13 protein-coding genes are annotated in these 20,191 nt (G+C 33.8%); 6 read left to right on the plus strand and 7 right to left on the minus strand.

Going from position 1 to position 20,191, the window contains the following annotated elements; all coding sequences use genetic code 11:
* Window positions 1-13 precede the first annotated feature (13 nt).
* On the plus strand, window positions 14-3,709 hold the full coding sequence (locus M2326_RS08815; protein WP_264619197.1) for a metallophosphoesterase: 3,696 nt from the start codon (window positions 14-16) through the stop codon (window positions 3,707-3,709).
* On the opposite strand, the gene M2326_RS08820 is transcribed toward M2326_RS08815, so the two are convergent.
* On the minus strand, window positions 3,681-4,553 hold the full coding sequence (locus M2326_RS08820; protein WP_264619198.1) for a hypothetical protein: 873 nt from the start codon (window positions 4,551-4,553) through the stop codon (window positions 3,681-3,683). The two genes, M2326_RS08815 and M2326_RS08820, sit on opposite strands and share 29 nt — an antisense overlap.
* A gap of 278 nt (window positions 4,554-4,831) precedes the next feature.
* Window positions 4,832-5,896 (minus strand): hypothetical protein, encoded by a 1,065-nt coding sequence (locus M2326_RS08825; protein WP_264619199.1) that lies wholly within the window; start codon window positions 5,894-5,896, stop codon window positions 4,832-4,834.
* A 178-nt stretch (window positions 5,897-6,074) separates the two neighbouring features.
* Between M2326_RS08825 and M2326_RS08830 the strand changes: the two genes are divergently transcribed.
* Complete coding sequence (locus M2326_RS08830; protein WP_264619200.1) at window positions 6,075-10,595, plus strand: T9SS type B sorting domain-containing protein; 4,521 nt, start codon at window positions 6,075-6,077, stop codon at window positions 10,593-10,595.
* A gap of 329 nt (window positions 10,596-10,924) precedes the next feature.
* On the opposite strand, the gene typA is transcribed toward M2326_RS08830, so the two are convergent.
* A complete protein-coding gene (gene typA / locus M2326_RS08835; RefSeq protein ID WP_264619201.1) occupies window positions 10,925-12,721 on the minus strand; it encodes a translational GTPase TypA in 1,797 nt (598 codons plus the stop codon).
* A 176-nt stretch (window positions 12,722-12,897) separates the two neighbouring features.
* Between typA and M2326_RS08840 the strand changes: the two genes are divergently transcribed.
* On the plus strand, window positions 12,898-14,622 hold the full coding sequence (locus tag M2326_RS08840; protein ID WP_264619202.1) for a PAS domain-containing protein: 1,725 nt from the start codon (window positions 12,898-12,900) through the stop codon (window positions 14,620-14,622).
* A complete protein-coding gene (locus tag M2326_RS08845) occupies window positions 14,612-15,013 on the plus strand; it encodes a response regulator (RefSeq protein WP_264619203.1) in 402 nt (133 codons plus the stop codon). Before M2326_RS08840 ends, M2326_RS08845 begins: the two co-directional genes overlap by 11 nt.
* A gap of 500 nt (window positions 15,014-15,513) precedes the next feature.
* Here the strand turns inward: M2326_RS08845 and M2326_RS08850 are convergent, their stop codons facing one another.
* From M2326_RS08850 to M2326_RS08860, 3 genes are all read right to left on the minus strand, one after another.
* Complete coding sequence (locus tag M2326_RS08850) at window positions 15,514-15,978, minus strand: Spy/CpxP family protein refolding chaperone (protein WP_264619204.1); 465 nt, start codon at window positions 15,976-15,978, stop codon at window positions 15,514-15,516.
* Between the two features lie 3 nt (window positions 15,979-15,981).
* A complete protein-coding gene (locus M2326_RS08855) occupies window positions 15,982-16,257 on the minus strand; it encodes a hypothetical protein (protein WP_264619205.1) in 276 nt (91 codons plus the stop codon).
* 108 nt (window positions 16,258-16,365) lie between these two features.
* Entirely contained in the window at window positions 16,366-16,911 is a 546-nt protein-coding gene (locus tag M2326_RS08860; RefSeq protein ID WP_264619206.1) for an RNA polymerase sigma factor, read from the minus strand.
* Between the two features lie 146 nt (window positions 16,912-17,057).
* Here M2326_RS08860 and M2326_RS08865 point away from each other — a divergent pair, with 146 nt between their 5' ends.
* Window positions 17,058-18,200, plus strand: a complete 1,143-nt coding sequence (locus M2326_RS08865) for a DUF2971 domain-containing protein (protein ID WP_264619207.1) — start codon at window positions 17,058-17,060, stop codon at window positions 18,198-18,200.
* Between the two features lie 2 nt (window positions 18,201-18,202).
* Here the strand turns inward: M2326_RS08865 and M2326_RS08870 are convergent, their stop codons facing one another.
* Window positions 18,203-18,340, minus strand: coding sequence for a hypothetical protein (locus tag M2326_RS08870; RefSeq protein WP_264619208.1), 138 nt, complete (start codon window positions 18,338-18,340; stop codon window positions 18,203-18,205).
* 79 nt (window positions 18,341-18,419) lie between these two features.
* Here M2326_RS08870 and lysS point away from each other — a divergent pair, with 79 nt between their 5' ends.
* Entirely contained in the window at window positions 18,420-20,117 is a 1,698-nt protein-coding gene (lysS, locus tag M2326_RS08875; protein WP_264619209.1) for a lysine--tRNA ligase, read from the plus strand.
* Window positions 20,118-20,191 lie beyond the last annotated feature (74 nt).

Consider the following 20,191-nt stretch of genomic DNA (forward strand, 5'->3'; position numbering starts at 1 on the left):
ATACGACTAAAATATGAAATTGTTTTTTGAAAAACGGCTGATTCTTATTTTTATATCTGCTCTTTTATGCGCTTGCGCTACAAAAAAAGAACAATATGGTTCTAAGGTAAATAATTCGAATGGTATAAACGAGAAAGATAGCTCAAAAATTGCCCATACCTTTTATTTAATTGGAGATGCCGGGAATACCAATACAGACATTTCGAACTCTATTCTATCACCTCTACAAGAAAAATTGAAGACAGCCGAAAAAAACTCTACTCTACTCTTCTTGGGTGACAATGTGTATCCCAAAGGTATACCGAGTAAGGAATCAAACCCCAATTACAAATCGGCCGAACAAAAATTATTCAACCAACTAAAAATCACTAAAGATTTCAAAGGGCAAACCATTTTCATCCCAGGAAACCACGATTGGTATAGCGGAATTGAAGGTTTAAAAAAGCAAGAAGATTTAGTTCAAGCCTACCTCAAAGACAAAAAAGCTTTCTCCCCCAGAAAAGGTTGTGCCATTGATGATGTTAAGATTAATGATGATGTGCTACTGATCACCGTGGATAGTGAATGGTATCTGGAAGACTGGAATAAATCACCAACAATAAATGATGATTGTGACATCAAAACTCGTGAAGCTTTTTTTGTTGCGCTAGAAGATCTTTTAAATAAAAATAAAGACAAGACTATTGTATTAGCCATGCACCATCCACTGATGAGCAACGGTAGTCATGGCGGACAATTTTCATGGAAGAAGCAAATTTTCCCATTAGAGCAAAAAATCCCATTACCTATTCTTGGATCGTTTCTTAATCTTATTCGAAAAACATCCGGCGTTAGTCCTCAAGATATCCAAAACAAACAATATTCTACATTTGCCAACAGAATCAAAACCTTACTTCAAGGTCAAGACAATGTTGTAGTCGTTTCTGGTCATGATCACAACTTACAATATATAGACCATCAAAATATCAAACAAATTGTGAGTGGAGCTGGTTCGAAAGAAGAAGCTGCAAAGACGCTATTCCCCAATGACTTTTCATATGGTAAAAAAGGGTATGCGGTTCTTACTATTTATAAAAATGGAAAAACAGCTGTTTCGTTTTACAACCAAAAAAAACTACTATTTCAACAGACCATTTTAGAATCCCCCCCTATATTGGTCCCGAAGTTCTCTACTACATTTGCTCCAACTATAGAAGCTTCTGTTTATACCCAAGCAAGAACACATAAATCTGGGCTCTATAATTTTATTTTTGGAAAACACTATAGACCCTATTATAGTATTCCAATTGAAACAAAAACGGTAAATCTGGATACGCTATACGGAGGATTGTGGCCAAAAAGAGCCGGTGGTGGTCATCAATCCAAATCACTACGACTTGTAGATGCAAACGGAAAAGAATATGCCATGCGCGCTTTAAAGAAAAGTGCATCTCGTTTTTTGCAATCGGTTGCTTTTAAGGATCAATACGTAGAAGAAGCATTTGAAAACACCTATGCCGAAGACTTTTTATTGGACTTTTATACCAGCTCACATCCTTACACATCACTTGCAGTTGGATATTTGGCCAAAAAAATAGGTGTAAGCCATACAAATCCTAAATTATTTTATGTACCGAAACAAAATGCTTTAGAGGAATTTAATACCAATTTTGGTAATGAACTGTATTTTATCGAGGAACATGTTTCAGAAGGTCAAAAAAACCTAGCCAGTTTTGACACTCCCGAAGATATTATCAGTACCGAAGAAGTTTTAGAAAAAATCCACAAAGACGAAAAATATCATATTGACGAACAAGCGTATATCAGAGCTAGGTTGTTTGATATGTTACTTGGTGATTGGGACAGGCATCATGACCAATGGCGTTGGGGAGAATACCATGACGGTGAAAAAATTGTATATAAAGCTATTCCACGTGATCGCGATCAAGCCTTTTCCAAATACGATGGTGCCTTGCTATCCATTTTGATGAATATACCAGATTTGCGTCATATGCAAACTTTCAAGAACAAAATAAAAAATGTAAAATGGTTTAATAGAGAACCTTATCCATTGGATTTAGCCGTTTTAAAAACAGCTACCGCAGACGATTGGATTGCACAAGCCGAATTTATTCAAGATAATTTATCTGACAAAGCCATTGATGAAGCATTTCGTTCTTTGCCAAAAGAAGTTCAAGACAGAACAATTAGTTCATTGGAATCCAAATTAAAAACTCGTAAAAAGGAACTAGTACACTATGCAATTGCATATGCCAAAACCTTAGAAAAAAGAGTATTGATTGTTGGTACCAATAAGAAAGACCAGTTTATCATCGAGAGAAAAAGTGGTAATAAGCTGCAAGTAACTGTTAACCGAATTAAAAAAGATGGACCTGAATTACTATACACTAAAATAATTTCTGGTAAAAAAACAAAACACCTATGGGTATATGGCTTAGATGATGACGATACCTTTGAAGTAAAAGGAAATGCAAAAACTACGGTCAGAATGATTTTGTTGGGTGGTCTTAATCATGACAACTATACTGTTGAAAATGGTACAGGAGTACGTATTATAGATTTTAATTCAAAAAAGAACACATTCGATGTAGCTATTGAAACCAAAAAACAATTAACCGATGACTATACGGTCAATAGTTATAACTACAATTTACCCAAATACAATGCTTTTTCGGGTTTACCAACTATCGGTTTTAACCCTGATGATGGAGTAAAATTGGGGATAATAGCCAATTATACAGTCAATAACTTCAAACAAAATCCATACTCGAGAAAACATATTTTGAAAGCCAATTATTATTTTGCAACAAGTGGTTATGAATTGTTATATTCTTTTAAAGCTCCAAAAATCTCAACAAAATGGGATTTCAACCTAGAAACTCGTTTTACTAGTCCAAACTTTGCTATTAACTTTTTTGGATATGGAAATCAGACAATCAATACTGAAGAACTGAATGGCATGAACTACAACAGAGTCAAAATTAGCATTGTTACTATTGCACCGCAATTCGAAAAAATTGGTGGCTTTGGTAGTCGTTTGCAAATACAACCCACTTTTGAAAATATTCAAGTACAAAAATCGGCAACACGCTACATTGCAACCCCAACTATTGTTGATCCTATTATTTTTACCAATCAACAATTTGCAGGTCTTACAGTAGGATACCATTATGAAAACTATGACAACCCCTCCTTACCTACTATGGGAATGGGATTTTCATTAATTGGATCATGGAAAACCAATCTAAGCGAAACTCGTAAAAACTTCCCAACGATAGAATCTAAGTTAAATTTTAACCATAAAATTGATGCATATGGTAAATGGGTCGTTGCCTCGATTGTGAAAGCAAAAGCTATTTTGAACAATAATTATGAGTTTTACCAAGGAGCTGTTTTGGGTGGAGACACCAGTTTACGAGGCTTTAGAAATCAACGCTTTTTGGGTAAAAGCTCTTTTTACCAAAGTAGTGATTTGCGCTATAACATCGGGAATATCAAAGAGAGTATTGTCCCTATGAGTTATGGTGTTTTAGCAGGTTTTGATTACGGTCGTATATGGTTGGATGGTGAGAATAGTTCTCAATGGCACCAAGCGGTAGGCGGCGGTTTGTGGCTTAACGGAATCAATACTCTAACGGCTAGATTGACCTACTTTAAGAGCAAAACAGAAGAAGCTCGAATTAGTTTTGGACTGGGGTTTGCATTTTAAAGACATAGAGCTTCCCCCCTGACTTTTTTACTTTTTCGTCTGCGATGAAAATGGTGGTATTGTCTTTGAAACAGATCGCTTCTTTTTGAGAAAAATGCTGTAAATCTATTTCAGTTTTTTTGCCAGATAGAAAATTGTCATCTTTAAAATTTTCAAAAACAATAATTTTACTGTGTGTCAAGATGGCTAACTTGTTTTGGTCTGGGCTTATTGCTGCACTTGTTATTACATAATTTTGATAATTTGGTCCCGTTTTAAACTCCCCTACTTTCTGGGCTAGGTGTTTTCCTGCTACATTGGGAACTTTATAAATAAAAGCCGTTCCGTCAAATTTGGAGGAGCGATTTTTGGTAAATAAGTAAAAGTTATTCTTAAAAAAAACGAAGCCTTCTACATCAAAAATTCGATTTTTCTTTTTGGGGGGAAAATCAGTTTGCTCTGGATACGCAAATTGAATGATAGCCGTTGGTTTGGTTTTGGCAGATGATAATTGGTCTTTATCGATTTTATAGATAGCCAAATTTTTTCGTTCGTTTTCATTGTTCCCAAAATCACCGATGTATAAATTCCCTTTAACGTCTTTGGTGATGTCCTCCCAATCATTGTTTTTGACCTCATTAATTTTGATGGTGTTTTTAATTTCCCCATTGGAATCCAACAGGTAGATTTCGTTTTTATTCCCGCTATCTTCAATGCAGGCCATTAAGTCTGAATTTTGGAGGGTTATTAAACCTGAAACTTCTTTTAATGATTTGGGAAAAGCATATTTTTCGACTAGATTATTTGACTTTTGTTGGCAAGCCAAGACAAAAAATACGACGATGATATTGAGATATTTTTTCATTATTATATGTTTTAATATTGATTTGGCTCGGGTGATTTTTGCCTCAAATATACTGAGATCAACTTAAAAAGTCTTTTTGATCCATTTGTAACGAAACTTACTTTGATATAATTATTTAAATCTCATGATGGACTCATGATGGTTTTGCGTGAGGGATAGAAGAGGAAAGCCCGCAAAAAAGTGTAGCGATAGCGAAACTTGTTGAGGACTTGCAACGTATAGCCCGACCCGCTTTTTTCAGCGGGTCACGCCCATAAGATGAATCAAGTGAGTATAAATTAAAACCCTGGCCTGAAGATATTGGTATTTTTATAATTTCTAGATACAAATCCAAAAGCGGCTTCTAATACATCTCCCATCGAGTTCGCATTTTTGAAATTGATATCGCTGGTGTACCGAAATAATTCTAGTTTTAATTTTTCGGTATGGGCATCGGGTGCTAAAAAGTCATTGCACATAATGTGTAATAACCTCCCCACTCGCTTGCGGGCAGAGTGAAGCCTTTTGGATAATGCAGCACGTTCTTCGTCTTTGTATTGTTCAATAGAGGAGTCTTGCAATTTTGCTTTTACCAATTGTACCATTGGTGCATTTTCTTTAAAAAACTGCGGTCTATAAATTTTAAAATTGCCCTCGTAACATTGTTGATCGAAGTCAATTGGACGAATACGATATACTACTTGGTCAAAATCATGAATAGGCAAAACCACATAATTGTATGCACGCATGTCTCCCAATAGTCGAATCATGCAGCGCTCATTGAATTTTACAAATTCTTTGGCGATTTGTGCTTTTTCAGTTTCTGTACATTTTTTCAATAATGTTTCCATAAATACGTCACCTGGTATTCCGATGATGTGCTCTTCGATTAAGGTGTCTTCATAGACCAAAAAATTAATTTTATCTGGTGAAAGAATATCTTCTAATTCTAGACCATAAAGGCGGGAAGCATCTGCTTTTTTGATGTAAAAGTGAACGTAATTATCGTTGAGTATGTTTCTTACTTTTACTCGAAAGGGTTTTGAGTTTCCAAAGGTACAATAGTCAATGGCATCAATATTAAGAAATTTAATGATTTCTAGATTTCCATCAGAGTGCAATAACGAGTAGATTTTCTTTAGATTCAAATCAATCTCATTGCGTTCAAATTCATTATAATAGACGCGTACCCATAGCGTATCATGGTCGTTTTTGTCATAAACAACAATGGAGCCCGAAAATCGGAGCAAATCATCATAACAAACAGAAACAGGCGATATGCGATCGTAACGATCTAAATATTCAAATAAAAACTCATTGATAGGATAGGAAGGCTTTTTAAACTGAACAGAAGAATCACTCATAATAGTAGGGCTTTAATGCAAATTTACATCAAATTTAGTTTCTTTAAGTTACTCTTTAATTTTTAAAATCAAATTAAAAAAAATCGCTTTTAATAATCTAACAAAGTTTTAACTAAAATAAAGACAGATTGTTATTATTTTTAATCACATAAATAAAAAACATCAATATTTTTAGCAAATGAAAAATACTTTATTAACGTTATTTGTATTTGTTACTCTCAATAGTTTTGCGCAGTTTAGTAAGACTCACTATATCCCACCATTGACCTCTGCCAGTGGAACAACTGTTACTCCAGAAGATCAGTATTTATATATTTCAACTCCAACAATTACTGATGTAATTGTTACCATAACTCCAATTGGTGGTACTCCAATTACAAAAATTGTTAATAATGCAAATCCAATCGTATATACTATAGGAACTGGTACGAATACCCAATTATGTACACCAAGTACAACTATTGGTAAACTAACAAACAAAGGTTACATTGTAGAAGCTCCGGATTTAATTTACACTAGTGTTCGAACAAACAATGGTGACAACAATCAATCCGGCGGGCTAGTTTCCAAGGGGAATAGTGCCTTAGGTAAAACATTTAGAATTGGAGCAATGCTTAACAAATATAACACTACGGGGTTACTGAATTTCGCTTCAATATTAGCTACTGAAAATGACACTCACATTACCATTACTCTTAACAGTACAGCTGTTGGAACCACTTTGACAGATGGGACTATATACAATAGTCCCATTTCTGTAACATTAAATAAAAACGAGAGTTATATTATGGCTATCGAAAATAATGGTACTAATTATAGAAGTAATCTCCTCATTGGAGGATTAATCACTACTGATAAAAATGTGGTGGTAAATTGTGGCTCTATCGGAGGAAGTAATTATCAGTCTACTGGAATAATAGGTGACGTTACTACAGGTATTAATGGAAGGGATGTTGGCTATGATCAAATTGTATCCTTTGAAAAAACAGGTAATGAATATATTTTCATCGAAGGATTAGGGAGTAACGCCTTAGAAAGAGTTTTACTCATTGCACAAGAAGACAATACTCAAATTTCAATAAATGGTTCCGCTAGTACAGTGACGATAAATGCTGGAGAATACTTTGTTTATGATGGACATGATTTTATTAATGGAAATCTATATGTTACATCTACTAATAATGTTTTTGCTTACCAAAGTATTGGTGGGGGAAAATCAGCAGCTAATCAAAATTTATGTTTTGTACCACCATTAAATTGTGCAACACCTAGCATCGTAGATAATATTCCTTTTATAAATAAAATTGGCACAACAAATTATACCGGAACTGTAAATATTGTGACTAAAACTGGAGCCGATGTATCTATTAACAATTCGGCAATTGTATCAAGTCCTAAAGCTATTAATGGAAATCCTAATTATGTTTATTACTCAGTAAGCGGATTATCCGGAAATACCTCTATACAATCAACTAAAGAAGTTTATGTATCCTATTACGGAACTAATAATGCTGCCACGTATGGTGGTTACTACTCAGGCTTTGACTTAAAACCAGAAATTGCATTAAACAATGTAGTATCAACCACTACAGGTTGCATGCCTAATATTCAATTAAAAATAACTTCAGACCCGCTAAATAATACTTTTCAATGGGTATTTAATGGCGTTGATATTCCAGGAGAAATTTCAAACACTTACATACCAAGCCTTTTAGAAAAAGGCCCCGGTTATTATCAAGTAAAAAAAAACATCACAAGTTGTAGCACAACAACTGTATCCGATGAAATCCCAGTAAGCGACTGCCCTGTAGACACTGATGGAGATGGCGTAAACAACAATATCGACATTGACAACGATAATGATGGGATAACCAATTGCACGGAATCTTATGGTGACAAAGCAATTGATATTTCAAATTTATCTGGAGGAACTATTGCTATTGGCAATTACAGCAATTCATATACCAGTTCTTCTTCATCAGTGGGAGCAGGAACAAATACCTTTACAGGGAACATTAATGGAAGTTTCACCACTAATATAGCTGCAGGAAATACAAATTCCATAAATTATCAATTAAAATTTAACACCCCCATTAGTCTTGGTTTAAAATATAATCCAATTGCTACTGCAACTGCTTCTTCGCTTTCAAATGAAGAATTTATTATTAAATCATCAACCAATAAAACAATAACTATTTTAAACCCCTCAAACCAATTATTGATAGATACCAATTATGACGGAATTTATGAAAGTGACGTCACCGAATTTTCTTCTTTCGACGTTCGATTTAGGTTAAATGGAACAGTGTTATTGCCTGCTTCTGGAACTGCTCCCGCTATAGACTTTAAACTTCAAACTAACCTTTCCGAAACTATCAGTTTTACCCATATCAATTTATCAGATACAGAAGCAAATTCGGCTAGTTTTAGCTTTTATGCCAGTTGCGTTCCAAAAGATTCTGATGCTGATGGAATAACAGATGACTTAGATTTAGATAGTGACAACGACGGAATACCAGACACGATTGAAGGGCAAGAAAATACATTTATCATATTATTTGTTGATGCAAATCATGATGGATTGAATGATGCTTTTGGAGCTGGTGGACTAACTCCTAAAGACACTGACAATGATGGAATTGCCGATTTTTTAGATTTAGATAGTGACAATGATGGAATTTATGATTTAGTAGAATCTGGAAGTAGTACACCAGATGCTGATACTAATGGAGTAGTTGATGGCAATTCGTTTGGCACGAACGGACTTGCCGATAGTTTAGAAACTAATCCTGACAATGGTATACTTAAATATTCCATTACAGATACGGATGCTGACGGAACAGCAAACTTTCGTGATCTAGATAGTGATAATGACCTTTGTTACGATGTAAAAGAAGCTGGTTTTTCAGATCCAAATGATGATGGTCTACTAGGCTCAAATGTGCCACCAACAGTTGACAATAAGGGATTGGTTACTAGCAAAACAGATGGCTATACTACACCACCCAATAACAATTATAAAATTGCCGCACCAATTATCATTACTAACCAACCAAATGCTCCAGCAACCTGCGAATTACAGCAAGCAATAATTCCAGTTGTAGCAAATGGAGATAGTTATCAATGGCAAGTAAGCACCAATGGCACTACATGGACTACGATTGCAAATGGTACCACTTACAGCAACGCAACCACAAACCAACTAAAAATAAATTCAGTGACAACTACTATGAATGGCTATAAATACAGAGTTTTTATTGATCGAATAGGAAATAGTTGTGGACTACTCTCTTCTGAAACTACGTTAACTGTTTATCCAATACCTACTGTAAACGACATTAGAATTGTCCAATGTGACGACGATACAGACGGCATTTCAATTTTTAATCTAACGGTTAAAAATGATGCTATTTCAGCAAATGCAGTAAATGAATCTATCCGTTATTATACTTCACAGTCGGGTGCAGATACAGGAACTACAACAGATTTAATTCCAGATCCGATACATTTTGCCAATACCACTCCTACACCAATGACCGTTTGGGCAAGAGTGGAAAACAGCAACAATTGTTTCAATACATCACAAATTCAACTGGATGTAGTAAATGCTCAAATACCATCAACTTTTAATAGAACAATTGAAATTTGTGACGACTTATTAGATACTGATGGCAACAACAACTCCAACAATAATGACCAAGATGGTATAGCAACATTCGACTTTAGCAGTGTCGAAAATGACTTAAAAATAATGTTTCCTGAAACGAATTATTCAGTATATTTTTATAAAAGCAAACAAGATGCTTTGGCAGAACTCAATCCCATACAAAATACCTCCAACTATAGAAATATTAGCTCTCCTAATGAACAACAAATATGGATACGAGTCGATTCAAATAGTGACAATTCTTGTTCTGGACTCGGATTCATTACCTTAAAAACAAACCCTTTACCTGTTATCAATACCAACTTAAATGGTAACGAAGACAAATTAATTTGCTCCAACATCCCCACTTTTTTTATTCAACTTGATGCAGGTATTCAAGATGGCTCTTCTACTTCAGATTACTTTTACAAATGGTTCAAAAACAACACAGAAATTCCAACAGAAACAAATTCTACGCTAGAGGTAAATGCAGAAGCCGATTATTCTGTCGAGGTAACATCCAAGATAACTGGATGTAGCAGAATCAGGAATATAAAAGTCACTCCATCAGATATTGCTACTATTTCATCTATTGAAATCAATGATTTAATAGACAACAATTCCATAACCATTATCGCCAAAGGATTAGGCGACTACGAATATAGTATTAATGATGAATTCAACTTCTTCCAAACCTCCAATACATTTAACAATGTAGCAGCAGGTATTCAGACTGTATATGTCAGAGACATCAATGGATGCGGAACGGTATCTCAAGTAATTTCAGTACTAGGAGCTCCTAAATTCTTTACCCCAAATGGAGATGGATACAATGACTACTGGAACATTCAAGGAATAAACAATGACTTTAATGCCAAATCTGTTATCTACATTTTTGACCGATACGGAAAACTACTTAAACAATTAAACCCATTAGATCAAGGCTGGGATGGGATTTACAACAACAATCCACTTCCTGCGGATGATTATTGGTACACAGTCAAATTTGAAGATGGCACAGAAGCCAAAGGTCATTTTAGTTTAAAAAGATAGAATTTAATGATGCGCGTGACCCGCAAAAAAGCGGGTCGGGCTTTACGTTCCAATCTTTTTAGGGGCAAAAAAAGCCCCAAAAAAGGATTTCCACTGCAATCCCTCACGCAAAACACAACCCATCATGTAAAATACAACAACTGAATTTGTTTTAGTATTAATTTTACTAGTAATACAGAACTAACTATGTCGCTTAATTGTCAAAATTTAAAAATATTACAATGTTTTTCCAGTATCAAAACAAATCCACAAAAAAAATTAGCACTACTATTGAACAAAAAAAAAGCCATTTCTTTCGAAATGGCTTTTTTAATATACTTGTGATAGTATTAGATTTTAAATCTTTTTCTATCAGTTTCAGTCAAATAAATTTTTCTCAAACGAATAGATTTTGGAGTAACCTCTACATATTCATCTTTTTGAATGTATTCTAAAGCTTCCTCTAGAGAGAAAATGATTGGCGGGATAATTCTCGCTTTCTCATCATTTCCAGAAGAACGAACGTTAGATTGTTTTTTCTCTTTCGTTACGTTTACACACATATCATCAGCACGAGAGTTTTCACCAATTACCTGACCTTCGTAAATTTCAGTATTTGGTTCAACAAAAAACTTACCACGATCTTGTAATTTATCGATAGAATAAGGAATAGCTTTACCTTTTTCCATAGAAATTAATGAACCTTTGTTACGTCCAGCAATTTCTCCTTTGTAAGGTTCGTATCCAATAAAACGGTGTGCCATAATAGCCTCACCAGCAGTTGCAGTAAGAAGTTGATTACGCAATCCGATAATTCCACGAGATGGAATATTAAATTTTACAATCATACGTTCTCCTTTTGTTTCCATACTTAACATTTCACCTTTACGCATAGTAACAAACTCTACCGCTCTACCCGAAAGTGTTTCTGGTAAATCGATTGTTAATTCCTCAATTGGCTCACATTTTTTACCATCAATTTCTTTGATGATAACTTGTGGTTGACCGATTTGTAACTCATACCCTTCTCTTCTCATTGTTTCAATAAGAACAGACAAGTGAAGTACACCACGACCAAAAACCATAAACTTATCAGCAGAGTCAGTTTCACCCATTTTCATGGCTAAATTTTTCTCAAGCTCTTTAGTTAATCTTTCTCTAATATGACGAGATGTTACAAATTTACCCTCTTTCCCAAAGAAAGGAGAATCATTAATTGTAAACAACATACTCATTGTAGGCTCATCAATAGCAATCGATTTTAATCCTTCAGGATTTTCAGCATCAGCGATAGTATCACCAATTTCAAAACCTTCAACACCAATGATTGCACAAATATCTCCTGCAATAACTTCTTGTACTTTTTTACGTCCAAGACCTTCAAAAGTATGTAATTCTTTGATACGAGATTTTGTTACAGTACCATCTCTTTTTACTAATGAGATTGGCATTCCTTCTTTCAATACACCTCTTTCAAGACGACCAATAGCGATACGACCTGTAAACGCAGAAAAGTCAAGAGACGTAATCAACATTTGAGGAGTTCCTTCTGATACTTTAGGAGCTGGTACATTTTCGATAACCATATCTAATAATGCCTCAACATTATCAGTTACATTTTCCCAATGGTCAGACATCCAGTTGTTCTTAGCAGAACCGTAAACCGCTGGGAAATCCAACTGCTCTTCAGTAGCCCCTAATTCGAACATTAAGTCAAAAACTTTTTCATGAACTTCTTCAGGAGTACAGTTTTCTTTATCAACTTTATTTATAACAACGCATGGTTTCAAACCAAGGTCTAATGCTTTTTGTAATACAAAACGCGTTTGAGGCATAGGGCCTTCAAATGCATCAACAAGCAAACAAACTCCATCCGCCATATTCAATACACGCTCTACCTCACCACCAAAATCGGCGTGACCAGGAGTATCAATAATGTTGATTTTTGTTCCTTTGTATTGTACTGAAACATTTTTAGAAGTAATAGTAATACCTCTTTCACGCTCTAAGTCGTTGTTATCAAGGATTAAGTCACCTGTGTTTTCGTTGTCACGAAATAACTGACAGTGATACATAATTTTATCAACCAAAGTTGTTTTACCGTGATCGACGTGGGCAATAATTGCAATGTTTCTAATAGATTCCATCTGTGATTTTTAATGGGTGCAAAGGTACACTTTATTTTGAAATAAAAAACAAATATCAAAGTAGTTTACACATTCTTAACTCTATATAACCATTAACTACCTACTTTAATCTTTTTTTTTCAATTAATTTATTTTTCATAACTTTATAAATCATATTTATTAATTACTTTTGGGTAATGAAAAACAAAATAAATCAAATAACCATTGTTTATCTTCTTATTGCACTATTTGCAGTAATTGTTTTTCATAAACTTTCTTTAAAGTTAGGATCAGTAGAAAATTATCCTATTTGCAACTTCGCAAAAGACATCCTATTAGTAACTATTACGGGATTAATTTTTAGATTTATTTTAAAAGATAATAATACTAAAAACAAGGCTATTTATGAGCGTTTAAAAAAGAGTATGTCCGATATTCGAGAATCTAATGAAAAATATGATATTGTAGCTAAAGCTACTAGTGATACTATTTGGGACTGGAACATAACTGAAGATAGCTTTTCTTGGAATAATGGTATCAAAAGCCTTTTTGGGTACGAAAATGATGAAGTAGGTAAAAAATCACTTTGGTGGTTTGAAAATATTCACCCGGAAGACAGTATTAAAATGTCTATCAAATTATATGCTTTTATTGAACAAAAAACAGAAAAGTGGCAAGACGAGTATCGCTTTAAATGCGCAGACAATACCTATAAATATGTACTAGATCGAGGTTTTCTAATTAAAGACGAAAATGGCAAACCTACTAGAATGATCGGAGCCGTTCAAGACATCACCAAAAGAAAAGAAGAAGAATTACGATTGAAATTACTAGAAACTGTAATTATACAAACAAAGGATTCAATTGTCATAACGGAAGCACATTTCAATAAAAACAAATTACCTAAAATAGTCTATGTAAATCCAGCTTTTACAACCATGACAGGATATTTGCCCGAAGAAATCCTAAATAAATCTCCGGACTTTCTTGCAGGAAAAAATACAGATTTAAAAATCGTGAAAAAAGTTATCTCTTCCATAAAAGAACAAAAAGAATCTTTAATTGAGATGATCAGTTATAAAAAAAATGGAGAAGCATTTTGGCTACACTTCTCTATGATTCCTATATTTAATTCCGATAAAGAACTCTTACACTGGGTCTCTATTCAAAGAGATGTATCCGAGGTAAAAAGACAAGAAAAGGAAAAAGAACAATTAATTCTAGAATTAACTAAAAACAATAAAGACTTAAAACACTTTTCATATATTACTTCTCATAATTTAAGAGCTCCAATATCAAATTTAACAGGACTTCTAAATCTAGTTGAAGATATCCCTATTCAAGATATTGAATTAAAAGAAATTCTTCATGGCTTCAATAAATCAACCAATTTATTAAGCGAAACCATTAATGATCTTACCAAGGTAATGATCATAAAAGACAACACTTCAATTGAAAAAGAATCTATATTATTGAAAGATGTATTTGAAAACGTTTTCAATCAGCTTTCTTTTCAAATTGAGAAACAAAGCCCAATTATAAAAATTGAATTTGATAAAGCGCCCTCTTTAATCATAAATAAATCTTACATTGAGAGCATATTATTAAATTTACTATCAAACGCTTTAAAATACCGATCATACAAACGCCCCCTAAAAATAACAATCATTGCAGAACAAGTAAATGACCTTATTACATTAACTTTTAAAGATAATGGAATCGGTATAGACCTAAATAGAAACAAAAATAAAGTCTTTGGACTTTACCAACGTTTTCACGATCTCCCCGACAGTAAAGGACTTGGTTTATACCTTGTTAAATCTCAGATTGAAGCGATGGGAGGTACCATAAGTATAAATAGTGAAGTCGACAAGGGCACAACTTTTACTTTAATTTTCAAAAATAAACAAAATGCTAAATAAAATTTTTTGTGTTGACGATGATCCTATTACGTTAATGCTATGCAAAAAGGTCATTTCCAAAATGGAATTTTCAAAAGAAACTGTTACAGCAAAAAATGGAGAAGAAGCACTCCAATATTACATTGACAGTAAGAAAGATGGAATTACAACAAACCTTCCGCAACTTATCTTCTTAGATTTAAACATGCCTGTTATGGGCGGATGGGAGTTTCTAGATAGTTTTTGTAAAGATGAATTTAGTGAATTTAATAATACTCCTATTGTTGTATTATCCTCTACTATTGACCCTGCAGACTTAGAGAAAACAAAAAAATACCCAATGGTTATTGATTTTCTTTCGAAACCAATATCTTTTGCTATGTTAGACTATTTATCTCAAAAACTCGTTTAAAGAAAATATATAAATAGCTATCCCACTATAAAATCCCTAGATCTCAATTATGTCAATATTTTTAAAACATAAAGGTATGGTATGTTGTTTACGAATTATTTAAAAAAAAATCGAAATTTCATCCCTCCATTTTCAATGCGGTACTATCCTCGATGACAGAATCCATTTCAATAGGTAACATAACGCTATAAGCTCCCCGAATGTGAGGTTTACCATGAACTAAAATGAAATTTTCGGTGAATAGAAAATCCTTTAATTTGCCCATAAATCCAACGGAGTTACTTGAAAAATAGTATTTTTTTTGGGTTAAAATATACAAAATTATATTATCACCTTTGAACAAATCCCACTTACCCGAAACACACCCTTTATGGCTGGCCTATTCTTTCAATTTAGCAATAGTATCTATTTGAGGAGTATTCAACACCAAACAAAGACGTTAGAATGGGCCAATATATCGTAATGTATTTTAAAACAAATGTATTTCTCTTTACTTAATCTTATTGGTGCATCATTCTGCGGCGAGCAAACATCTCACCTAACTCTTTTACAAGTGCCTTAAATTTCTCTTGCTGTTCTGGGGTTTTACAAATAGATTTCATTTTTCTAAAATGTTCGAAGTGAGCATTTTCAATTACTTTTTGATTTTCTGCCAATACAGTAATCAAGCTATCCTTCACGTTTTCATTCACTTCGGGTTGCGTTAATTGAGTAAACAAGCTCTCCTTAGTATTTTTTTGGACTTGATCCAAGCTATCAATTTTTGCTTTATGAATTTTAACTATGGCCTCAAACTGTACTTGTTGTTGGGTATCAAAATCAAGTTTTTTGATAATCATAGTACGCATTCCACCCCTAGAGCCGCCAAACATTCTAGACTTCATAACTCTTATAAACACTATCAACCCAATATTCAAAAGTACAAGGGCAATAACAGAGATTGTTAATATTTTTACTTTGTTCATAATTTATCTAAAATAAAATTGATTTGAATCTGACACAGAAGCCACTAGAGCAGTCTCTTCCATTTCGTGCTCTACTTGAAGGTCACTATAAATCACCTTAATATTGATCGATGCCAAAATCACGATTGAAGCAGCTGCAAGCCACATTACTTCTTTGCGTACTTTTTTCTTTGCGTTTAGCTTTTGTTGAATTTGAAAATACAAACCATCTGCAGGTGCAACTTCAACAATCTGTTTCGCCGTATCCATTACCCCCTCTATCCATTTATCTTTTTCCATTTTCCTAAAATTTCATTTTCATTAATCGTTCTTCCCTTTCGGTTTCTTCTTTTTTGTGTTTTTCTAATTCACTTTGAAGTCCCCTTGTCTATTAGACTATTTTTATATTTATTTCTTGCGGTACTCGTCAAATTTATTTCCTAATTTTTTCTTGAGGTTTTCTTTTGCTCGAAAAAGCAAGGACTCCACAGCCGAAACTGTTATCTCCATTATCACCGAAATTTCAGGATTAGTCAAGCCATCAATTTTAGATAAGATAAAAGCTGTTTTTTGTTTTTCGACTAGTTCATTAATCACTTCAAAAAGTAATTTGGATTTTTCTTTGTTTTCTAATAAAATTCCGGGGTGTTCAAAATTAGAAATATTTTGAATCTCATATTCGTTATCCGATCGTTTCCCAAAAATAAAGAAACGTTTTTGACTTTTTTTATGCTTTAAAAAATCCAAACTTTTATTTATTGCAATACGATATATCCAAGTTTTTAAACTCGACTGACTTTTAAAAGTGCCTATTGATTGATGCAATTGTACAAAAACATCTTGAGTAATTTCTTCGGCATCTTCAACATTTTGCACATAACTAAGCGCCACGTTGTACACGAGAGACTTGTGTTGTTTGTACATATCTTGAAAACTTGGGGCGTCAAAACTCATTTTGATCAGTAGTAATTGTATTTTATAAAAATCAAATATAATCGAAAATTGAGAAGTTTTTAGTTTTATAACTTTAGATTAATATTTTTACTATTTTGTTAACAGAGAATTCTATGGTGTGATTTATAATTGTAATGATTAAGGTTATGGGTGTAGAATGGAAATTTGCTTTATTGTGTTTATTTATTAATTCTAATAGTAAAACTATAAATTTATTTAATTATTTTTCCGTTTTCATTAAAACAAGTAATATAGATATGCAAGATAACGAACGAATTTTTAGTGATTTTGAGAATGTAGACAAATTTAAAAGAGAAGTTCTCAATCCAATTCTGCCAAAAGCTAAATTTTCTAGCTGCTTTATGCAATCAACTCCGGGAGTACCTGCAGATGATTTTAGTGGACAACTATCTCCGATACATTTACTAAAAGGAAGTGTTTATGAGTACAAAGGAGATAACAGCTTTATACATTACTCTTCGTTATTTGGTTTAAAAGCTATTTTAGAATCTGGTTTTTTAAGAATGTCTGAATTTGGAAATCTCATGGATAAAAAAGAATTGAATTTTGCTTCAACTATTTTTGAAGATAATAACTCATTATTCAGAATCGATGAAGATACAATTACAGTGTTAAAAGAAAATATATTTTGTTTATCCTTATGCGAGTCAAATGAAGAAACAAAAAGAAATGACTTTATGTGGGAAGTATACGGAGATAAAGGCAAAGGAGCGATTATAGAATTGAAGTTGACAAAAAAAGATCCCGAATTTTTCATACAAGGAAAAGTCCTTTATGGAAATGAAAAACTAAACTCCATTAGGGAAATCAAGAATCTTACTGAGAAATTTGCAGCAGAAAACAATAATTTCATTCCTAATAATTTTGCTGAATTTTTAATTGAACTACAAGCTTTTCATAAATCTAAAAGATATTCCATTGAGAATGAAGTGCGATTCTTAATGAAGGAAAATAAACAACAATATGATGAGCATAAACTGGAAACAATTTATAGAGACATTAATTCAAATCAAGAAGTGAAATATTTCAACAAATTATTTTTAAAAGGAAGACATCCTTATTTAAATTCTGACCAAACAAAAAACAATAGGAAAGTATTAGATGAATTTCCGCAAGTTGAAATTAAAAGAGTTATTCTGGGGTTTAATATCTCCATTGAAAACAAGGTTGATATTTATACTTTATTAAACAAAATAAAAGTGCAACACAACTACGATTTTGAAATTAGCCAAATTAACGATGATAAGGAAATCTTCCCAATGAGATAACTTTAAAAACTAATTACTTCAAACATAGTCCTGATCGAAACGGCATCCTTTTTGGCTTTTTTGGCAAAAAAGATAGAGTGTCCCGAAGCGTCGGAAGCAGGACAAATAGTAAATGAAACCACAAATTTTCTGCTCTTCAAAAAACTTTTTCTTAGAAACTAGAAACTTTGCATCTTAGCGACTTAAAAAGTATCTTTGCGGTCTTAAAATTAGCATAAAATGGCACTATCAGAACAAGAAATCATTCGAAGAGAGAAACTTCAAGCCCTACGCAACCTAGGAATCAATCCTTATCCTGCGAACCTTTTTCCTGTAAATCACACTTCGAAGCAGGTGAAAGAATCGTTTGAAGAAGGTAAGAAGGTCATTGTTGCTGGACGTTTGATGAGTGTACGTGATCAAGGTAAAGCGTGTTTTGCCGAGTTGCAAGACAGCGAAGGCCGTATTCAATTGTATGTGAACCGTGATGTTTTGTGTACGGGTGATGATAAAACGCTTTACAACCAAGTGTTTAAAAAATTGACCGATTTGGGTGATTTTATTGGTATTGAAGGGGAATTGTTTACTACCAAAGTAGGTGCGCAATGTATTCGCGTGGATGGTTTTACGTTTTTGAGTAAAACGTTACGTCCGTTGCCTTTGCCAAAAGTAGATGAGGACGGAAAAGTACACGATGCTTTTAACGACGCCGAATTGCGTTACCGCATGCGTTATGTGGATTTGACGGTGAACCAAAACGTAAAAGAAACTTTTGTAAAACGTACTAAGTTGTTTAATGCGATGCGTGGTTACTTTAACGACGCTGGATATTTGGAGGTTGAAACTCCCGTTTTACAATCCATCCCTGGTGGTGCTGCGGCGCGTCCGTTTATTACGCACCACAATTCGCTGGACATGCCGTTGTACATGCGTATTGCGAATGAGTTGTATTTAAAAAGATTAATTGTTGGTGGATTTGATGGAGTGTATGAGTTTTCGAAAAACTTCAGAAACGAAGGAATGGACCGTACGCACAATCCTGAATTTACCGCTATGGAAATATATGTAGCCTACAAAGACTACAACTGGATGATGGATTTTACAGAGAAATTGTTGGAGCATTGCGCTATTGGCGTAAATGGTACTAGCGAAGCGACTTTTGGTGAACACCAAATTAGTTTTAAAGCGCCGTATGCTCGTCTGACGATGACCGATTCTATCAAACATTTTACTGGTTTTGATATCTCTGGTAAAAACGAACAAGAATTATTCGATGCTGCTCGTGGTATGGGAATTGACGTTGATAACACCATGGGTAAAGGAAAATTGATAGATGAAATTTTTGGAGCAAAATGTGAAGGAAATTATATTCAGCCAACTTTCATCACCGATTATCCCAAAGAAATGTCACCGCTTTGTAAAGAGCACCGTGACAATCCTGAGTTGACAGAGCGTTTTGAATTGATGGTTTGTGGTAAAGAGGTTGCGAATGCGTACTCTGAACTAAATGACCCAATTGATCAAAGAGAGCGTTTTGAAGACCAAATGCGTCTGGCTGCAAAAGGTGATGATGAAGCAACAGGAATTATTGACGAGGATTTCCTAAGAGCATTGGAATACGGAATGCCGCCAACATCTGGATTGGGAATTGGAATGGACCGTTTGATGATGTTCTTGACTAATAATGCTTCGATTCAGGAAGTATTGTTGTTTCCACAAATGAGACCAGAGAAAAAACAAGTGCAACTAGAGGAAGATGAGAAATTGATTGTTTCTATTTTGCAAGCCAATGAAAACCAAATGGAATTTGGTTTACTGAAAATCAAATCGGAATTGAGCGGTAAAAAATGGGACAAAGCCATGAAAAACCTATCAGCTTTAGGAATGACAGAAGTTGTTGTTGAAGGTGATGTGAAGGCTTGTAGATTGAAGGAGTAAAAATTTTTAAAAATATTCATTTAATCAGTTTGATACTAACATTGATAACTGGTTGTGATTGTAGTTTGTACGTA

Source organism: Flavobacterium psychraerolatum, from assembly GCF_025960985.1.
Lineage (GTDB): Bacteria > Bacteroidota > Bacteroidia > Flavobacteriales > Flavobacteriaceae > Flavobacterium.